16 protein-coding genes and 1 tRNA gene are annotated in these 17,782 nt (G+C 60.7%); 5 read left to right on the forward strand and 12 right to left on the reverse strand.

Going from position 1 to position 17,782, the window contains the following annotated elements; all coding sequences use genetic code 11:
- The first annotated feature begins 92 nt into the window (after positions 1–92).
- Positions 93–1,214: an ABC transporter substrate-binding protein gene (locus tag A4R29_RS09070; protein WP_013532613.1), complete on the forward strand. Its 1,122-nt coding sequence runs from the start codon at positions 93–95 to the stop codon at positions 1,212–1,214.
- Positions 1,215–1,304: 90 nt separating this feature from the next.
- Here the strand turns inward: A4R29_RS09070 and A4R29_RS09075 are convergent, their stop codons facing one another.
- The 8 genes from A4R29_RS09075 to A4R29_RS09110 all read right to left on the reverse strand — a co-directional run bounded on the left by A4R29_RS09075 (position 1,305) and on the right by A4R29_RS09110 (position 8,684).
- Entirely contained in the window at positions 1,305–3,287 is a 1,983-nt protein-coding gene (locus A4R29_RS09075) for an acetyl/propionyl/methylcrotonyl-CoA carboxylase subunit alpha (RefSeq protein WP_063171750.1), read from the reverse strand.
- A 163-nt stretch (positions 3,288–3,450) separates the two neighbouring features.
- Positions 3,451–3,825: a hypothetical protein gene (locus A4R29_RS09080; protein WP_063171751.1), complete on the reverse strand. Its 375-nt coding sequence runs from the start codon at positions 3,823–3,825 to the stop codon at positions 3,451–3,453.
- 39 nt (positions 3,826–3,864) lie between these two features.
- Entirely contained in the window at positions 3,865–4,236 is a 372-nt protein-coding gene (locus A4R29_RS09085) for a hypothetical protein (protein ID WP_013532610.1), read from the reverse strand.
- Positions 4,237–4,275: 39 nt separating this feature from the next.
- Complete coding sequence (locus A4R29_RS09090) at positions 4,276–4,746, reverse strand: hypothetical protein (RefSeq protein WP_338039873.1); 471 nt, start codon at positions 4,744–4,746, stop codon at positions 4,276–4,278.
- Between the two features lie 93 nt (positions 4,747–4,839).
- A complete protein-coding gene (locus A4R29_RS09095) occupies positions 4,840–6,447 on the reverse strand; it encodes a carboxyl transferase domain-containing protein (protein WP_063171752.1) in 1,608 nt (535 codons plus the stop codon).
- A 2-nt stretch (positions 6,448–6,449) separates the two neighbouring features.
- On the reverse strand, positions 6,450–7,613 hold the full coding sequence (locus tag A4R29_RS09100; protein ID WP_063171753.1) for an isovaleryl-CoA dehydrogenase: 1,164 nt from the start codon (positions 7,611–7,613) through the stop codon (positions 6,450–6,452).
- A 64-nt stretch (positions 7,614–7,677) separates the two neighbouring features.
- Positions 7,678–8,328: a TetR/AcrR family transcriptional regulator gene (locus A4R29_RS09105; protein WP_063171754.1), complete on the reverse strand. Its 651-nt coding sequence runs from the start codon at positions 8,326–8,328 to the stop codon at positions 7,678–7,680.
- A 71-nt stretch (positions 8,329–8,399) separates the two neighbouring features.
- Positions 8,400–8,684 carry an acylphosphatase gene (locus A4R29_RS09110; RefSeq protein ID WP_063173625.1) on the reverse strand — a complete coding sequence of 95 codons (285 nt, stop codon included), beginning with the start codon at positions 8,682–8,684 and terminating at the stop codon, positions 8,400–8,402.
- Between the two features lie 175 nt (positions 8,685–8,859).
- Between A4R29_RS09110 and A4R29_RS09115 the strand changes: the two genes are divergently transcribed.
- Entirely contained in the window at positions 8,860–9,852 is a 993-nt protein-coding gene (locus A4R29_RS09115; protein ID WP_063171755.1) for a bifunctional helix-turn-helix transcriptional regulator/GNAT family N-acetyltransferase, read from the forward strand.
- 35 nt (positions 9,853–9,887) lie between these two features.
- On the opposite strand, the gene A4R29_RS09120 is transcribed toward A4R29_RS09115, so the two are convergent.
- Positions 9,888–11,000 carry a pyridoxal phosphate-dependent aminotransferase gene (locus A4R29_RS09120; RefSeq protein ID WP_063171756.1) on the reverse strand — a complete coding sequence of 371 codons (1,113 nt, stop codon included), beginning with the start codon at positions 10,998–11,000 and terminating at the stop codon, positions 9,888–9,890.
- Positions 11,001–11,117: 117 nt separating this feature from the next.
- On the opposite strand from A4R29_RS09120, the gene A4R29_RS09125 reads away from it, so the two are divergent.
- Entirely contained in the window at positions 11,118–12,785 is a 1,668-nt protein-coding gene (locus A4R29_RS09125) for a tetratricopeptide repeat-containing sulfotransferase family protein (protein ID WP_063171757.1), read from the forward strand.
- Between the two features lie 377 nt (positions 12,786–13,162).
- Here A4R29_RS09125 and A4R29_RS09130 read toward each other — a convergent pair whose 3' ends face one another.
- From A4R29_RS09130 to A4R29_RS09140, 3 genes are all read right to left on the reverse strand, one after another.
- Positions 13,163–14,308, reverse strand: coding sequence for a porin (locus A4R29_RS09130; RefSeq protein WP_063171758.1), 1,146 nt, complete (start codon positions 14,306–14,308; stop codon positions 13,163–13,165).
- Between the two features lie 97 nt (positions 14,309–14,405).
- Positions 14,406–14,657: a GIY-YIG nuclease family protein gene (locus tag A4R29_RS09135; protein ID WP_013532600.1), complete on the reverse strand. Its 252-nt coding sequence runs from the start codon at positions 14,655–14,657 to the stop codon at positions 14,406–14,408.
- A 91-nt stretch (positions 14,658–14,748) separates the two neighbouring features.
- A tRNA-Ser gene (locus A4R29_RS09140) sits at positions 14,749–14,839 on the reverse strand.
- Positions 14,840–15,288: 449 nt separating this feature from the next.
- Between A4R29_RS09140 and A4R29_RS09145 the strand changes: the two genes are divergently transcribed.
- Positions 15,289–16,425 (forward strand): porin, encoded by a 1,137-nt coding sequence (locus A4R29_RS09145; protein ID WP_013532599.1) that lies wholly within the window; start codon positions 15,289–15,291, stop codon positions 16,423–16,425.
- Between the two features lie 238 nt (positions 16,426–16,663).
- The gene (locus tag A4R29_RS09150) at positions 16,664–17,758 is read left to right on the forward strand and encodes a tyrosine-type recombinase/integrase (protein ID WP_063171759.1); all 1,095 of its coding nucleotides are present in this window, start codon (positions 16,664–16,666) and stop codon (positions 17,756–17,758) included.
- The last annotated feature ends 24 nt before the right edge of the window (positions 17,759–17,782 follow it).

A 17,782-nucleotide genomic window follows, 5' to 3' on the forward strand; every position in this document is an offset into this window, starting at 1 on the left:
CTAGACAGGCCGAATGAAGGATGAAATTGTCCCGCCTCTCTGGAAGAAGCGTGGCCGGGGCGGCCGCGCGTGAGTGGAGGAGTTCTACCATCATGAAAAAATTGAGTATTTTGAACGCGGCCATATTCGGCCTGATGATGAGCACGCCGGTCGCATTTGCCGACGATATCACCTTTGCGGTGATTGGCCCGATGACCGGACAGCTCGCCACCATCGGCGATCAGTTCAAGCAGGGCGCACAGGCCGCTGCCGATGCGATCAATGCCGCTGGCGGCGTCAACGGCTCGATGATCAAGCTTGATATCGAAGACGACCAGTGCGATCCCAAGCAGGCGGTGTCGGTTGCCAACCGCGTCGTCGCCGATGGCGTCAAGTTCATCGACGGCCATGCCTGCTCGGGTTCGAGCATTCCGGCCTCGGCCGTCTATGCCGAAGCCGGCGCGCTGATGATGAGCCCGGCTTCTTCCAACCCGGTGCTGACCGACGCGGCCGCCAAGGCCGGCTGGCCGACGATCATGCGCCTTTATACGCGTGACGATGCGCAGGGCGCCTTCATCGGCCCATGGATCGCCAAGAAGTTCGCCGGCAAGAATGTCGTCGTCCTGCACGACAAGAGCGCCTACGGACAGGGCGTGGCTGACGCCGTCAGGGCAACGATGAATGCCGGCGGCCTCAAGGAGGTCTATTATGACGGCATCAACGCTGGCGAGAAGGACTATTCGGCTCTCGTCACCAAGCTCAAGGACTTGAAAGCCGACGTCGTCTATTTCGGCGGCTACCATCCTGAAGCTGGCCTGATCCTGCGTCAGTCGGCGGAACAGAACCTGAAGTTCCAGCTGATCATGCCGGACTCCATCGCCTCGCCGGAATTCTGGCAGGTCGCTGGCCCGGCCGGCGAGGGCACCATGTTCGTCTTCCCGTCGGATCCGCAGGCAAAGCCGGAAGCCAAGGCAGCCGTCGAGAAGATCAAGGCCGGCGGTTTCGTGCCGGAGGGCTTCACGCTGTTCTCATACGCCACCATCCAGGCATTCGCCGAAGGCATCAAGCGTGCCGGCAGCGACGATCCGGCCAAGGTTGCCGAGGCGCTGAAGAACGGCACGCCGATCAGCACCGTTGTCGGTAATGTCACCTTCGACGAGAAGGGCGATCTCAAGAATGCCAGCTACGACATCAACCAGTGGCATGACGGAAAATATGCGCCGATCGCGCAGTAATCGCCGGCCCGGCGACTGAATAGCATAGGGAAATGGCCGGGGTCGTCCCGGCCATTTTCTTGTTTGCCCTGTAGTCTGCCTTTCGAACCGTCAGCTGGCTACAGCGGCCGAAGCGGCTTGTTCCTCGACGAACCGTACCAGTACCGTCCCGTCGGTCACCTGCACGCCCTCGGTGGCGATCTCGGCGATCACGCCGTCATGTGGCGCGGCGATGGTGTGTTCCATCTTCATCGCCTCCAGGATCAGCAGCGGTTCACCCTTGATCACGGCATCGCCCTTTCCCACGCGCACCAGCTTGACCAGTCCCGGCATCGGCGCGCGCAGGCTGCCTGAACCCGCCGCTGCCTCGTCGGCTCGTGCGAGCGGGTCCGGCACCGTAAAGGTGTAGCCGACGGCGCCTTCGAACACGGTGATGTGGCCTGGCCAGCGGGCGAGGCGTGGTGTTGAGCGAAAATCATGCGAATTGGTGTCGTCATAGGGCTTGTCCAGCGTCACCTGGAACCGCCCGTCATACCGCACCGAAACTTTCGCCACGATTTCGTCTTCGCCAAACTTCAATCGTGTGCGTCGCGCCACGCTGTGGAAATGCGCATAACCGGCAAGCGACGACCACGGATCGTTGGGTGACGGCGATGCTCCGGCGCCGGAGGCCGCAACGGCCGCGGCAGCGATGGTTTCGCCGGTCGGCGGCGCGACCTCGGTCAGCGCCGTCTGGTGCCTGGCGATCAGGCTGGTGTCGACGTCGCCTGCGGCGAAATCCGGATCGGCGGCGAGAGCGGCAAGAAAGGCGGTGTTGACGGTCGAGCCGGCGATCTCGGTCCGGGATAGCGCCGCGCCAAGCGCCTCCAGAGCCGCCTGCCTGTCCGTTGCGTGGACGACCAGCTTGGCAATCATCGGGTCGTAATAGGGCGAGATGGCGTCACCCGCTCGCACGCCAGTCTCGATGCGAATCGTGGCGCCTTGCGGGGCCGCATCCGGAAATTTCAGATGATGCAGCGTACCGGTCGCCGGCAGGAACCCTTTTGCCGCGTCCTCGGCATAGATGCGCGCCTCGAAGGCATGGCCGACGAGCGCGATCTCGCTTTGCGTCTTGGGCAGCTTTTCGCCTGACGCGACCCGCAACTGCCACTCGACCAGGTCGGTGCCGGTGACCATTTCGGTGACCGGGTGCTCGACCTGCAGACGGGTGTTCATCTCCATGAACCAGAAGCGGTCAGCCTTCAGGCCCTGCGAGGCATCGACGATGAACTCGATGGTACCGGCGCCTGAATAATTGATCGCCTTGGCGGCCTTCACTGCCGCCTCCGTCATCGCCTTGCGCAAAGCGGGCGTCATGCCGGGCGCCGGCGATTCCTCGATCACCTTCTGGTGGCGGCGCTGCGCTGAGCAGTCGCGCTCGTAGAGATGCACGACATTGCCCAAATTGTCGCCGAAGACCTGCACTTCGATATGGCGCGGCTTGTCGACATATTTTTCGACCAGCACACGGTCGTCGCCGAACGCGGCTTTCGCCTCGCGCCGTGCGCTGGACAGCGCCTCGGAAAACTCATCGGGATGCTCGACCCGGCGCATGCCCTTGCCGCCGCCGCCGGCGCGCGCCTTGATCAGCACTGGATAGCCGATCTCGCGCGCCTTGGAGGCAAGCAGCACGATCTCCTGCGCCTCGCCATGATAGCCCGGCACGACCGGCACGCCGGCCTTTTCCATCAGCCGCTTGGCGGCGTCCTTCAGCCCCATGGCACGGATAGAGGCCGCGGATGGGCCGACGAAAATAAGCCCCGCCGCTGTCACCTGGTCGACGAAATCGGGATTTTCCGACAGGAAGCCGTAGCCGGGATGAATGGCTTGCGCACCCGTTGCCAGGGCCGCCGCGATGATCTTGTCGCCGCGCAGATAGCTTTCGCCGACGGGCGAGGCGCCGATATGCACCGCCTCGTCGGCCATCTCGACATGCAGGGATTTTGCGTCGGCATCCGAATAGATGGCGACGGTACGCACGCCCAGCTTCCGAGCCGTACGGATGACACGGCAAGCGATCTCGCCGCGGTTGGCGATCAGGATCTTGGCGAACATGGAGCCTCCGCATGTAAGGTTCGAAGTCCATGGGAAGCATGGCGCTTGAACACCCCCCTCTGACCGGCAGGACAGAGGGGGGTGCTGTCCCGCGAGCCTTTTAAGCCCTCGGAGTAAACCTCTCCCTTACCAGGGGAGTGCTCTACCTTGCGGTCGGCTGTACCTACTTCGAGGCCGCGATCTCGCAACCGCCGCCGGTCGTGACTTTGTAGTGGCCGCGGGTGGACTGACAGGATTTCATCGCCAACTCTTCGGCCGTCTTTTGAGATGGTGCGTTGAGGTGGCCGCCGCAAACTATGTACGACGACATTATCCGTGCGTAGGGAGTGGTTGCGTACGCTGAATGGCCACCGGCCGCGACATAGGCCTTGTAGGCCTTGGTGCAGGGATCCTTGGGATTTCGCGGCAGGTACGGCGGGAAACGCTTGTCTCCCTCGCTTCCCGCCAGTGAGCCGGCCATGCCCGCGCCGCACGCGGCGATCGTCAGCAATCCGGCAAATATCGCCATGGCTGTTCGCTTGGAATTCGTGGATTTCATTTTGTCTTCCCCAAGGAGAAAAACCGGGCGCTTTCCGGTCTATTTGGACGCGGCGATGCTGCAGGCGCCGGCGACGGTAACCTTGTATTTGCTTTTGCTGGCCTGACAGGATTTCAGTGCCAGTTCCGCCGCCGCCTTTTGTGACGATGCATTCAGCTTCACGCCGCAAACGAAGTACTCGGTCGCCGGAACGATTGGCGTCGCCGCGAAAGCCGAATGGCCTGCGGCTGCGAGATACGCTGCATAGGCCTTCCCGCAGCCCCCGGTGGTTCCTATAGGAATGGTCACCGGGTAGCGCACGTCGCCCTTGCTGCCTGCCAGCGATCCGGCCATGGCGGCGGTGGAGGCCGCCACCATCAGCAAGCCTGCCACTATGGGGGTGGCTGCTCGTTTGCAGGTCCCGGATTTCATTCTGCTTCCCCCATTCGCAAAAAAGTCTCGGCCGGTTGCTTATTTCGATGACGAGATTGCGCAGCCGCCACTCGCGGTCTTGAGCTTCCACCGTGTCAACCCGGCCTGGCAATTGCGCAGCGCCGTCTCTTCCGCCGCCTTCTGGGACGGCGCGTTGAGCTTCGTCCCGCAGATGATGTAGAGGTCGACAACGCGCGAATAAAAGGTTGTGGCGTAGGCCGAATGGCCGCTCGCCGCGACGTAACCCTTGTAGGCAACGTTGCATTCGCCCGAACCCAAGGTCGGCGGAAAACGCACGTCTCCCTTGCGTCCTGCGAGCGATTCCGCCGAGCTGATGCCGGTCGCCGTTAATATTAGAAATGCGGAAAGTATCGAAGCAGCCGTTCCCTGGCAATATTTCAGTTTCATTTCCAGTCCGTCCCCATTGCCCCATGCTCGATAAACAGTAGCGAATATTTTGTCCCCCCGCCAGTTCACTGTTTGAGATTCGAAGCCGCCTATACTGACCAATCGCTTGGTCCATACAGTTCAGCCTTTTCACACGGCAGCAACGGCCTGCCGGTATAGTTCCGCCGTTTGGCTGTCGAAGTTGACCGTCCATTCTCACATCCGAAACACGCCGAAGCGCGTGTCCTCGATTTCGGCGTTGAGCGCGGCCGACAGGCTGAGCGCCAGCACGTCGCGCGTCTTCGCAGGATCGATGATACCGTCGTCCCAGAGGCGTGCGGACGAATAGAGCGGATGGCCCTCATGCTCGTATTTCATCAGGATAGGCTTCTTGAATTTCGCCTCTTCCTCGGCGCTCCATTCTCCGCCCTTGCGCTCGATGCCTTCGCGTTTGACCATGGCAAGCACCGTTGCCGCCTGTTCGCCGCCCATCACCGAGATGCGGGCGTTCGGCCACATCCACAGGAAGCGCGGTGAATAGGCGCGGCCGCACATGCCGTAATTGCCGGCGCCGAACGAACCGCCGATGATGACAGTCACCTTCGGCACCCTGGCGGTGGCAACCGCCATCACCAGCTTGGCGCCATCCTTGGCGATGCCGCCTGCTTCATATTTTCGACCGACCATGAAGCCGGTGATGTTCTGCAGGAAGACCAATGGAATTTTGCGCTGGCAGCACAGTTCGATGAAGTGCGCGCCCTTCAGCGCGCTTTCGGAAAACAGCACGCCGTTGTTGGCGATGATGCCGACCGGCATGCCATGGAGATGGGCAAAGCCGGTGATCAGCGTGGTGCCGTAATTCTGCTTGAACTCGTCGAATTCGGAACCGTCGACGACGCGCGCGATGACCTCGCGCGCGTCATAGGGCTGGCGCAGGTCGGTCGGCACGATGCCATAAAGTTCATCCGCCGGATGAAGCGGCGGAATCGCTCTCCTAGAGTTCAGGCTTACAGTCTTGTTCCGATTCAGGTTCTTGACGATGCGCCGGCAGATGGCGAGGGCATGGTCGTCGTCCAGCGCATAGTGGTCGGCAACACCGGAAAGCCTGGTGTGCACATCCGCACCGCCGAGATCCTCGGCACTGACATCCTCGCCCGTCGCCGCCTTCACCAGCGGCGGGCCGCCGAGGAAGATGGTTGCCTGATTGCCCACCATGATCGTCTCGTCGGACATCGCCGGCACATAGGCGCCGCCCGCCGTGCACGAACCCATGACGCAGGCGATCTGCGGAATGCCTGATGCCGACATGTTGGCCTGGTTGTAGAAGATGCGGCCGAAATGCTCGCGGTCGGGAAACACCTCGTCCTGGTTGGGCAGATTGGCGCCGCCGCTGTCGACGAGATAGATGCAGGGAAGATTGTTCTGCAGTGCGATCTCCTGCGCCCGCAAATGCTTCTTCACGGTCAGCGGATAATAGGTGCCGCCCTTCACGGTGGCGTCGTTGACGACGACCATCACCTCGGTGCCTTCGACGCGGCCGATGCCGGCGATCATGCCGGCCGAAGAGATCTCCTCGCCATACATCGACCATGCCGCGAACTGGCCGATCTCGAGGAAGGGTGAGCCGACATCCAGCAATTGCGCAAGGCGCTCGCGCGGCAGAAGCTTGCCGCGCGAGACATGGCGCTCACGCGCTTCCTCCGAACCGCCGAGCTCGACGGTGGCAGCCTTCTCCGCAATGTCGGCGACCAGCGCCCGCATGCGCTCGGCATTGGCACGGAAGGTTTCGGAGGAGGGGGAGATCTGGGTTTGCAACGTGGCCATACCTACACCCCCTCCGCCATGATCTCGCGGCCGATCAGCCAGCGGCGGATTTCGCTGGTGCCGGCGCCGATCTCGTAGAGCTTGGCGTCGCGCAACAGGCGGCCGGTTGGATAGTCGTTGATGTAGCCGTTGCCGCCAAGCAGCTGAATGGCGTCGAGCGCCATCAGCGTCGCCTTCTCGGCGGCAAACAGCACGCAGCCGGCGGCATCTTTTCGCGTCGTCTGGCCACGATCGCAGGCGGCGGCGACGGCATAGACATAGGCGCGCGCGGCATTCAGCGTCGTGTACATGTCGGCCAGCTTGCCCTGCACCAGTTGGAACTCGCCGATCGCCTGTCCGAACTGCTTGCGCTCATGCACATAGGGGATTGCCACGTCGAGGCACGCCGCCATCAGGCCGATCGGGCCGCCGGCAAGCACCGTGCGCTCATAGTCTAGGCCAGACATCAGCACTTCGACGCCGCGCCCTTCCTCATGCAGCACGTTGTCGAAGGGCACCTCGACATCCCTAAACACCAGCTCGCCGGTGTTGGAGCCGCGCATGCCGAGCTTGTCGAGCTTTTGCGCCACGGAAAATCCGGCAAAAGCCTTCTCGACGATGAAGGCGGTGATGCCGCGCGATTTCAGGTCCGGATCCGTCTTGGCATAGACCACCAGCGTCTCGGCGTCCGGCCCGTTGGTGATCCACATCTTGGTGCCGTTGAGCACGTAGCGGTCATTGCGCTTTTCGGCGCGCAGCTTCAGCGAGACGACGTCCGAGCCGGCGCCGGATTCCGACATCGCCAGCGCGCCGACTCGCTCGCCCGAGCACAGTGGCGGCAGGTATTTTTCCTTCTGCGCCGGCGTCGCCCAGCGGTTGATCTGGTTGACGCAGAGGTTGGAATGGGCACCGTAGGAGAGGCCGACCGAGGCCGAAGCGCGCGAAATCTCCTCGACGGCGATCACATGGGCGAGATAGCCCATGCCGCTGCCGCCGAAATCGGGGTCGGCGGTGATGCCGAGCAGGCCGAGCGCACCGAGTTCGCCCCACAGATGCACCGGGAATTCATTCGAGCGATCGATGTCGGCGGCGATCGGCGCGATCCGGTCCCGGGCAAAGCGCCGCACCATGTCGCGCAGCGCCTCGATCTCTTCGTCATGCCCGAAGCTGAGCGTGTTGGTGTACATTTTTCTCCTCCCTGCGCATGACCCCGAAAATCGACTTTGATTTCGGAAAGGGATCATGCGCGAATCAAAATGCTGCAGCGTCCTTTGCGCGTCCGAAGGGACGCGCGGCGCTGTAGGCGTCGATCTTCGCGCCGACGAGCCGCATTGTCATTGAAAGATATGTTGTGGTCACTTCAGCGATCGACAGCCGTTCGCCCGGCCGAAACCAGACGATGACGCCGGTCATCATCTGGATCAGCGCCATGGCGGTCAGCCCGGTGTCGTCGATGCTGAAGGTGCCCGTCTCGGCGCCGTCGCGCAGGATGGTGCGCAGCTCCTTCTCGTAGGCAGTGCGCATGCGCAGGATCTGCGTCAGCCTTTCCGGCGACAGGCTGCGCAATTCCATGTTCGACACATGCGTGGCGTGCCGTCGCTCGATGTGGAAAGTGATGTGGTTTTCGACATAGGCCGAAAGCCGCTGCACGGGATCCGCATTAACCGGGCGATCTGTTTCCCACGCTTCGGTCAAACCTTCCATGTGCTCGCGCATCAGCGTGAACAGAAGCTCTTCCTTGGTCGGAAAGTAGCGGTAGAGTGCGGCCGCCTGTACGCCGACCTCGGCGGCGAGCTGTCGCATCGACATCGCCTCGTAGCCAAAACGCGCGATCAGATTGACCGCCGCCTCACGAATGGTCGCTTCGGTCTTTTCGCCATCAGACCCGGCGGTGCGTGCCATGTCAGCTCCTCTGCGGAGCAATAATAAAACGAACGTTTAATTAATTCAAGGCGCTCAATCCAAATCCGCCTTCATGCCACGATTCTGAACCCAACAGAGGCGTTGTCTGCCTCCAACTCCTCGACGTCGACCTTGGAAACCAAAGCCCCGGCCGGCCCTTTCCAGAGGCGCTCGATCATTGTCGAGACCGCCTCATCGAGGCCTGCGATCTCGGCCGTTACGGACCCGTCCGCTTCATTGCAAACCCAGCCCGCAAGACCAAGGCCCGTGGCCTCATCCCGGGCCCAGGCTCTGAAGCCGACGCCTTGCACGTTACCGTAGACGCGTGCGTGCACTTTCCTGCGATGACCAGCCATGAATCTCTCCAAGCCTGTCTCGTTTTGAATCTGGCGCACGGCCTGAGGAATGCAACCTGCGCGCGGACGCAATAGCTGGGCCTTCCGGCTTTAGCTGGCCTTCTGGCCTTGAATTTAATTGACTCAGTCCACTAATTTAGGAAAATGGAACTGCTTTATTAGGAGCTGGCCGCAAATGTTGGACGAACGCAACGCATTGGTGGCCGATGTCCGGCGCTTCAATCGCTTCTACACGCGTACTGTCGGCCTTCTCGACGAGACGCTGACACAAAGTGCATTCACTTTGACCGAGGCGCGCGTGCTGTTCGAACTGGGTCACCGCAGCAACCCGGCTTCCGCCGAAATCGCCGGCGAGCGAGGTTTCCTGGCTGGGGCTTTTCGGCTGGAGAATGGCCCGGCGGCCTCCGAAATATCGAGACAGTTGCGTGTCGATGCCGCCTATCTGACGCGGATCCTGCGCAAGTTCGCGGGCCAGGGGCTGACCGAGGCCAGAACGGACCCGGCTGACCGGCGCCGAAGGGTCCTCTCGCTGACCGCAAGGGGCGAGGCAGCGCTTGCCAGGCTGCAGGTGGCGGCCGATCGGGATACGGCGCGGCTGATCGAAAGCGTACCCGACGACAGGTTGCATGAACTGCGCAGCGCCTTGCGCAAGGCGGGGGAATTGCTGGGTGATCCCACCCGTGAAAGCGGCGAGGTGACGTTGCGGCCGCACCGCGTCGGCGATGTCGGCTGGGTCGTGCAGCGCCAGGCCCAACTTTATGCCGAGGAATATGGCTGGACGATCGAGTTCGAGGCCATGCTCGCCGAGATCGGCGCCGATTTCATTCGCAATTTCGTGCCCGGCCGCGATTTCTGCTGGATCGCCGAGCGCGGTGGTCAGCCGGTCGGCGCGGTGTTCCTGGTTCATCAGGATGACAAGGTGGCCAAGCTGAGAATGCTGCATGTCGAGGCGTCGGCGCGCGGCTTCGGCATCGGCAAACGACTGGTGGCGGAATGCGTGAACCAGGCCCGGGCTTGCGGCTACGCCAAGCTGGTTCTGTGGACCAACGACATCCTCGTTGCGGCGCGCGCGATCTACGAACGTGCCGGCTTCAGGCTGGTCTCGCAGGAGCACCACCGCAGCTTCGGCAAGGATCTGACCGGCCAGACCTGGGAAATGGATTTGTAGGCGGCTTTTGCTGCCGGTTGCGCGCCAGCGGTATCCTAATTGCCCCGCGCTGCCGCCAAAGCACCGGGAAGTTCCTCGGCAAAAATGTCGAGCTCGTGATCGAGGCCGACGCTGACGCGGATGCAGCGGTCGAGCCGTGGCACCATCGGCTTGCGGATGAAGACGTCGCGTGACAGCAGGGCTTGCAGAACTTTCAGCGCAAAGGCGCCATCGCCGCAGCAATCGATGGTGACGAAATTGGTCGCCGACGCCAGTGGCTTCAGCCCGTTCGCCTCGGCAATACCGGCGATGCGTCGGCGGCCGGCCGCGACCCGCGCCACCACGCTTTGCAGACAGTGCTGATCGGCGAGCGCCTCGACGCCGGCGATCTGCGCCATGCGGCTGACGCCGTAATGATTGCGGATCTTCTCGAAGTCGCGGATCACCTGGGCCTCGGCGATCGCATAGCCGCAGCGTATGCCCGCCAGCCCGTACGCCTTCGAGAAGGTGCGCATGCGGATGACGTTTGGCCTGGAGATATCGATCGGCGGCAGCGCCGAGGCCGGCCCGAGTTCGCCGTAGGCCTCGTCGAGCACCAGCATGGTGGCTTGCGGCAGCGCCTCGATGAAACGGATGATCTCGCTCGCCTCCCACCAACTGCCCATCGGATTGTCGGGGTTGGAGAGATAGACCAGCGGGGCCTTGTCCCTGCGCACCGCCGCCAGCAGGCCATCCAGGCTTTCCCGGTCGTTCTCGTAAGGGACCGTCACCAGTCGTCCGCCGACACCGGCGATGTGGAAGTTGAAGGTCGGATAAGCGCCGAGCGATGTGACCACAGCATCGCCGGGCGCCACATACATGCGTGCCACCAGAGCGAGCAGGCCATCTATGCCTTCGCCGACAACGACGTTCTCTGCTTTTACGCCGTGATGCGCGGCCGCCGCCACCTTCAGATCGTGATTGTCGGGATCGCAATACATCCACATGTCGCCGGCGATCTCGGCCATGCGGGCGATGACGCGCGGCGAGGGACCAAAGCTGCTCTCATTGGCGCCGATGCGGGCGCGAAAAGCGCGGCCACGCTCGCGCTCCTGCGCTTCGGGGCCGACAAACGGCACCGTCGAGGGAAGCGCTGCGATGAGCGGCATGAGGGGAGGGCGCTGATGCATGGTGGAAGCTCGCTTGAAAGGGCCTTCTTGCTAGCGCGCCGGATGGGTCGGTGCAAGTTGCCGCTGGGCAGATCCGTAACGCTGGATTCTTTCGGCCGCTTTTGCTAGCGAGACGTGATGAACAACCGTCTGCCGCCTGCCTGGTCCAAACACCTCAAGGTCCAAACCGGGCCGAAACCCAAATTCCCGCAGCCAAATCTGCGCAACGCAAATTCGCTTTCGCCTGCGCAGGCAGACGATGCGTTGCTGGAGCAGGCGTATCAGTTTCAGCAGGCCAAGCGGCTTAACGAGGCTCAGGACCTATGCCTTCGGGTGCTGGCGCGCACGCCTAACCATCCGCTCGCCCTGTATATTTTGGGGACCGTGTGCCTGGGCTACGACGATGAGGCGGCCTTGCGATATTTCGCACGAGCGGTCGGCGAGGAACCAAAAAACCCCTACTACCACCTTGGTTTGGCTTCGGCCTATGTGAAGGTCAGTGAATATTCACCGGCAATCGAGCATATGCAGTATGCCTTGGAGTTGCAGCCAGGTCTCATCGAAGCGCTTTGTGCATTGGGGGACGCTTATATCCAGTTTGATAAACCCGACATGGCTTTGCCGCTCTATGAGAAGGCGCTGAAGATCAACCGCGATCATCCCAAAGTGCGGATAGGACTGGCCAGCGCGCTCAGCAGCCTGGGGCGCATGGACGAGGCCGCCGCCTTTCTTAAAGAAGCAATCGAACGTCGCATCGCAATGCCGACTGCCTACAACGACCTTGTACAGACGCAAAAGTTCACCGAAGAGCCAAAGGAACTACAATCCATCGTTGGTGAACTCGGCAATCCCAAGCTTGATCTGGACGGCGTAGAGAAGCTCCATCTGGCGGCCGGCAAGGTGCTGAACGACCTCAAGCGCTATAAGGATGCATTCGGCCATTTCAACAAGGCCAAACAGGCCTCGGGCCGCTACTTCGATATCGACCAATACCGTCGGTGGGTAGATTCACTGATTGAGACCTTCACGCCTGAGATGCTGGCTGCCAGGTCGGGTTACGGAAATCCTTCGGAAGTTCCTGTGTTCGTGGTCGGCATGCCGCGCTCGGGAACGACACTCACGGAACAAATTTGCGCAAGTCATCCCGATGTCCATGGCGCAGGGGAACTAAGCAAACTCAGAAGAGTCGCGAATGCGATCGACCTCAGAAAGTCATCGGCCGGGAGGCTAAACCATGCGATGGCGTCGATCACAGAACACCTGTCCGGAACACTGGCCGAAGAGCACCTGACCTATCTGAGGGAGCGAGCGCCTGCCGCGCTTCGGATCGTGGATAAGATGCCTCATAATTTTGAGCTGATCGGTCTTATCGCCGTTCTCTTTCCCAACGCGCGAATCATTCATTGCCGTCGTGACGCCATCGACAATTGCGTCTCTTGTTTTGTCCAGAAATTCGGCGAGGGGCACAGCTACAACACCGACCTGAAGACACTCGGCCTGTACTATCGAGAATATGACCGCCTGATGCAGCATTGGAACGAGGTTTTCCCGAACCTGATCTTCGAAAATCAGTACGAGACGCTGGTCGACGATCAGGAAGCGCAGTCACGCCGCCTCATCGATTACCTTGGGCTGCCCTGGGATGACGCCTGCCTGCGCTTTTTCGACAGGGATGGTTCGGTCAACACACCCAGTCGCTGGCAGGTTCGCCAACCGATCTACAAATCGTCGGTCAAGCGCTGGAAGAATTATGAAGGCGAGATCCAGCCACTCATCGATGCTTTGGGCGACTTGGCGGACACGTAACTCAGACCAGTCCTGCGTTCCGCTCATGCGCGCACGTCTCCTCGATTTGGTTGGCACTGCTGAGAAATAGAGCTGAAGAAGCTTACGGATGCGCGTGATTCCGCACCCGATGATCCCAACACAATCGCTCGGTTGGTCAATTGATTCTGCTGGTCGACACGCTCGAAGTGCTTGGCGCGAAAACTCACGCACTGCCGGACTGCCGGAGCTGCCGGGGCTCGGCTTCGTCGGCTGGCTATTGTCGCTCGCAAACCTTCAAGAAGTGCAGGGGCTCGGTCTCGGGGCGGCTCAACTGCATTTGACGAGTCTCTCGGAACCCGGCGTAAAAAACCCGGCGGTTGCCCGCCGGGTTTTCGATTTCGACAAGTCGAAATATATTAGAACGAGCGCTGGAAGCGGAGGAGGCCGCCGATGCTGTTCTTCTTGTCGGCCGGTGTGAACGATGGGTTAACATAGTTGACATCGCCAAATCGGCCTGCATGGAGGTAGTCGACTTCGGCCGTGACCGTGAAGCCCGGCACAACGTCGTAAGCGATGTTCGCGGCAACGCCGACGTTCTTCCAATCGTCAGCAGACACCTGAGCGTTGAACGAGGTTTTTTCGTTGAACTTGTAGGTGCCACCGCCCCACACTGCCCAATTGCCACCCCACATCTTGTAGAAGCCGCGACCGTTGGCGTCGACATGATTGCTGAGGTTATCGTTGAGATTGTCGTCCGAACCGTAGCCGCCCATGATGAACAGCGAGAGTTCGTTGGAGACGTTCACATCCAGGCGAACCTTGCCGGCCACTTCTTCGTAATTGCTGTCATAGGCGACGACACCGGTGATGGCGCCCCAGCCCTGCGTGTACTTCACGCCGCCGACGACATGCGGAACATAGCTGTCGATCGTGTCATTGGCGTTACCTTCTTCCAGCGAGACCACTGCCGAGAAGCCGTTGCCGGCGTCGAAGTAGTACTGGACGACGTTGGTGTCGAAATCGCCGTAGGGAACGAGCGTGTCGTTGATGACGTTGCCGGCGTAGCCGACGAACGTATCGAAGGCCGATTCGTCCTTACCGACGCGCAGGCCGCCGAGCTGGATCCAGGCGAAGTTCAGCGAGACGTCCCGGTTGTGGGCGGCGTTGACGTCCTCGAAGGCGTTGTCGTCGCCGAAGTTGAAGCGGGTCTCGGTGTAGGTCTTCAAGGAGCCGAGTTCGGTTTCCTGACCGGTCCAGGTCTTCAGCGTGAAGCGGGTATTCTTCAGCCAGGTATTGTGGTCATCACCATCCTGGTGATCCGCGGCTTTTGCACCATCGAACGAACCGAGGTCGCCACCGCCGATGTCATAACGGACATAGCCGCCGACGCGCAGGCAGGTCTCGGTGCCGGGGATGTAGAAGTAGCCAGCGCCGTAGACGTCGCAAATCTTGACGTATTCAGCGGGTTCCGGCTCGGCGACGACGACGGCGTCGGCGGCGCGCGCACCGGAAACTGCGATCAGGGCCGCAGCGGAGCCGAGGAGAAGGCTCTTAATGTTCATTTTCTGACCTCCAGTCAGAATCGAGAACGGAGGTCGGTAAAACCCAGCTCTCATGTATTTTTTTCTTTATATTTCAGATGGATAGATAAAAAGGCCTTCAGCGGGGCTCTGTCCGCCAAAGCCGTTTACTGGCGAAAGCCTTGCCCGATCCGGTCTTGAAATATCGCTCGAACTGCCGTGCGTTGGTCTCGGTTTCGACCGCGATATAGGTCTTCAGGGCTACAGGCAGATAGGCTCTGGTCGAAGTCACATAGCCTGATTGATGCGATTCGAACCGGCGTCGAAGGTCGTTTGTCGACCCGACATAGACATCGCCATTATGAAGCTGCAGGAAATACACGTACCACATGGTCCCCCTACGCTACTTCGTAGCTTCGGGCGACACTCCCACGCCGATGCGGTTCCGGGTGGCCTGCCACCGAAGCCCGCAGGGCGTAGGGTGGCGGAGAGGATGGGATTCGAACCCACGAGAAGCTTTTGACCTCTACTCCCTTAGCAGGGGAGCGCCTTCGACCACTCGGCCACCTCTCCGTTGCGCCGCTGGATAAAGAAAAGCGCCGGCACAATCAACAAGCCCGCATCATTATATGCAAAATAAGAAGGCGCCGAACCGCAATCTTCCATGGATGTGGCGGTTCTGCGGTTGTTTCCTGGCTAGCGACTCGGGAATTCGCCATGATTCCGTCGGCCCATCGCCGGATTCGCCGGCAAACAAGGGAGTGCGGCGGCCTGATGGTTAACGAGAGCTTTCTGAGTGAGGCCAAATCGTGTCATTTGTGCAACAACGCCGGGGGATAGCAGCCAGGCAGCCCTTTCACCGGTACGATCGTGGTTGAACCTCGCCGCCTCATGGGTAATGTCGATTTCGAAGGAGCGGCGCGGTGCGCATCTTTTTCGGTAGTGGGGATGGGGCAGGGAACGCTGTCCTTCAGCAAAGAATACCCAGACCCGTTTTTTAACTTTTGACTGGAGGTCAGAAAATGAACATTAAGAGCCTTCTCCTCGGCTCCGCTGCGGCCCTGATCGCAGTTTCCGGTGCGCGCGCCGCCGACGCCGTCGTCGTCGCCGAGCCGGAACCCGCTGAATACGTCAAGATTTGCGACGTCTACGGCGCTGGCTACTTCTACATCCCCGGCACCGAGACCTGCCTGCGCATCGGCGGCTATATCCGTTATGACATCGGTGGCGGCGACGTCGGCTCGTTCGATGGTGCAAGAAGCGCAGATCATCAGGACATCGGTGAGAGCAACGACACCTGGCGCAAGAGAGCCCGCTTCACGCTGAAGACCTGGACCGGTCAGGAAACCGAACTCGGCACCTTGAAGACCTACACCGAGACCCGCTTCAATTTCAGCAACACCCAACGCGATACGAGCCCGTTCATCAATGCTGCTGGCAACGAGCCTGTTTCGCTGAACTTCGCCTGGATCCAGCTCGGTGGCCTGCGCGTCGGTAAGGACGAATCGGCCTTCGATACGTTCGTCGGCTACGCCGGCAACGTCATCCAGGATACGCTGGTTCCCTATGGCGGCTTCGACACCAACGTCATCCAGTACTACTTCGATGCTGGCAACGGCTTCTCGGCTGTGGTTTCACTCGAAGAAGGCTATGGCGCCTACACGATCGACAGCTATGTTCCGCATGTCGTCGGCGGTGTGAAGTGGACGCAGGGCTGGGGTGCAATCACCGGCGTTGTTTCGTATGACAGCAACTACGAAGAAGTCGCCACCAAGGTTCGCTTGGACGTGAACGCGACGAACGAGCTGACGCTGTTCATCATGGGCGGTTACGGCACCGACGACAACTACACCGACGCAAGCTTGAATTTCCCTGCTGGTGGTCGCGGCATGTACAAGCAGTGGAGCGGCAATTGGGCACTGTGGGGCGGTGGCACCTACAAGTTCAACGAGAAGACCTCGTTCAACGCTCAGGTGTCATATGACGAGGGCAAGAACCTCGGCATCGCGGCGAACATCGCCTACGACGTCGTTCCTGGCTTCACGGTTACGGCCGAAGTCGATTACCTTAATGTCGGCAACGACACCGTGTCCAACTGGACCCATGCCGACAAGAAGAGCAACATCGGCGGTATCCTCCGCTTCCAGCGCTCGTTCTAAGGGCTGGTTCCTTACAGGTGAAATCCAGCCCGGGCGCGCAAACGCCCGGGCTGTTTTTGTTTCGTGACTGGATCAAGGCAAACGGAAGGATGGGGGTAACGGTAGCTGAATAAATCCGTGGGGTGGTTTCGTGGGATCCGCTGATGGGCGGATGAAATCACAACTGCGTGATTAAAATCTCTTGAAAGGACGCTTCCAAGCGGGTAGGGCTGACCTATCCCACTCGGGGGTGTGGCAAATGATGACGAACGAAGCGATTCAAGAGGGCGAGTCCTCTGATCATTTTTCGATGTTTTCTTCTCAAAGTCCGAAGATTCGATACACCTACAACAAGATTAGAGAAGTAAAATCGCATCGGGTCGGAGATCTTTTTTCAGCATATCGGGACATATTATGGGATGATGGGCGGCATAAGTATAATGTCAGCTCGTTCATCGGCGAAATAGACGAGATTCTCCTTGGTGAGCGTTTCAGCGCCTTTGACCAAAGTACCCTGGACAACCTTATCGGCACCCTGCGCCAGCGCGGCAACAGCAACGCAACCATCAATCGAAAGATGGCTGCCCTCAGCAAACTGCTGCGCAAGGCTCACAAGATGGGAGATATCCACAGCCTGCCCGAGTTCCGCCGCCAGAAGGAGCGGGCGGGTCGGATTCGCTTCCTCGAAAGGGACGAAGAGGCGCGCCTGTTCGCCGCCATCAAGAGCCGCAGCGAGGATGCCTACAGGCTTTCCGTTTTCCTGGTCGACACCGGATGCCGTCTCGGCGAGGCGCTTGGGCTGATCTGGAACGATATCCAGGAGCATCGCGTCTCCTTCTGGATCACCAAATCCGGCCGCAGCCGCACCATTCCGATGACCGAGCGGGTCAAGGAGGTCATCAAGCTGCCTCCCACCGAGGGTCGTCGGCCCAAAGGACCGTTCACCAAGCTCAGCCAGGCACAGTTCCGTGCCATCTGGAACGACGCGAAGGCCGAAGTCGGCCTCGGCGCCGACGATCAGGTGGTGCCGCACATATTGCGCCATACCTGCGCCTCGCGTCTGGTCCAGGGCGGCATCGACATCAGGCGCGTGCAGATGTGGCTCGGCCACCAAACGCTGTCGATGACGATGCGCTACGCGCATCTGGCCACCAACGATCTCGATGGCTGTGTCATCGTGCTGGAAACGCCTCGATCGACTCAGCCGGGCGGCAATTGCGCTGAAGGCCCCATGTTTTCTTCGCCCGTGACGACGCCTTCGTCGCCGACGGCAGAGCGGAAAACGAGGGACGAGGCAGCCGCCGCCGCTAAGGAGTCGCCGAAAGCGACTCGGAAAAGTTCAAAAGCCAAGTAGGCTGAAGAATCGTGCCTATACTAT

Origin of the sequence: Mesorhizobium ciceri biovar biserrulae, assembly GCF_001618845.1 — a bacterium.
GTDB lineage: Bacteria > Pseudomonadota > Alphaproteobacteria > Rhizobiales > Rhizobiaceae > Mesorhizobium > Mesorhizobium ciceri.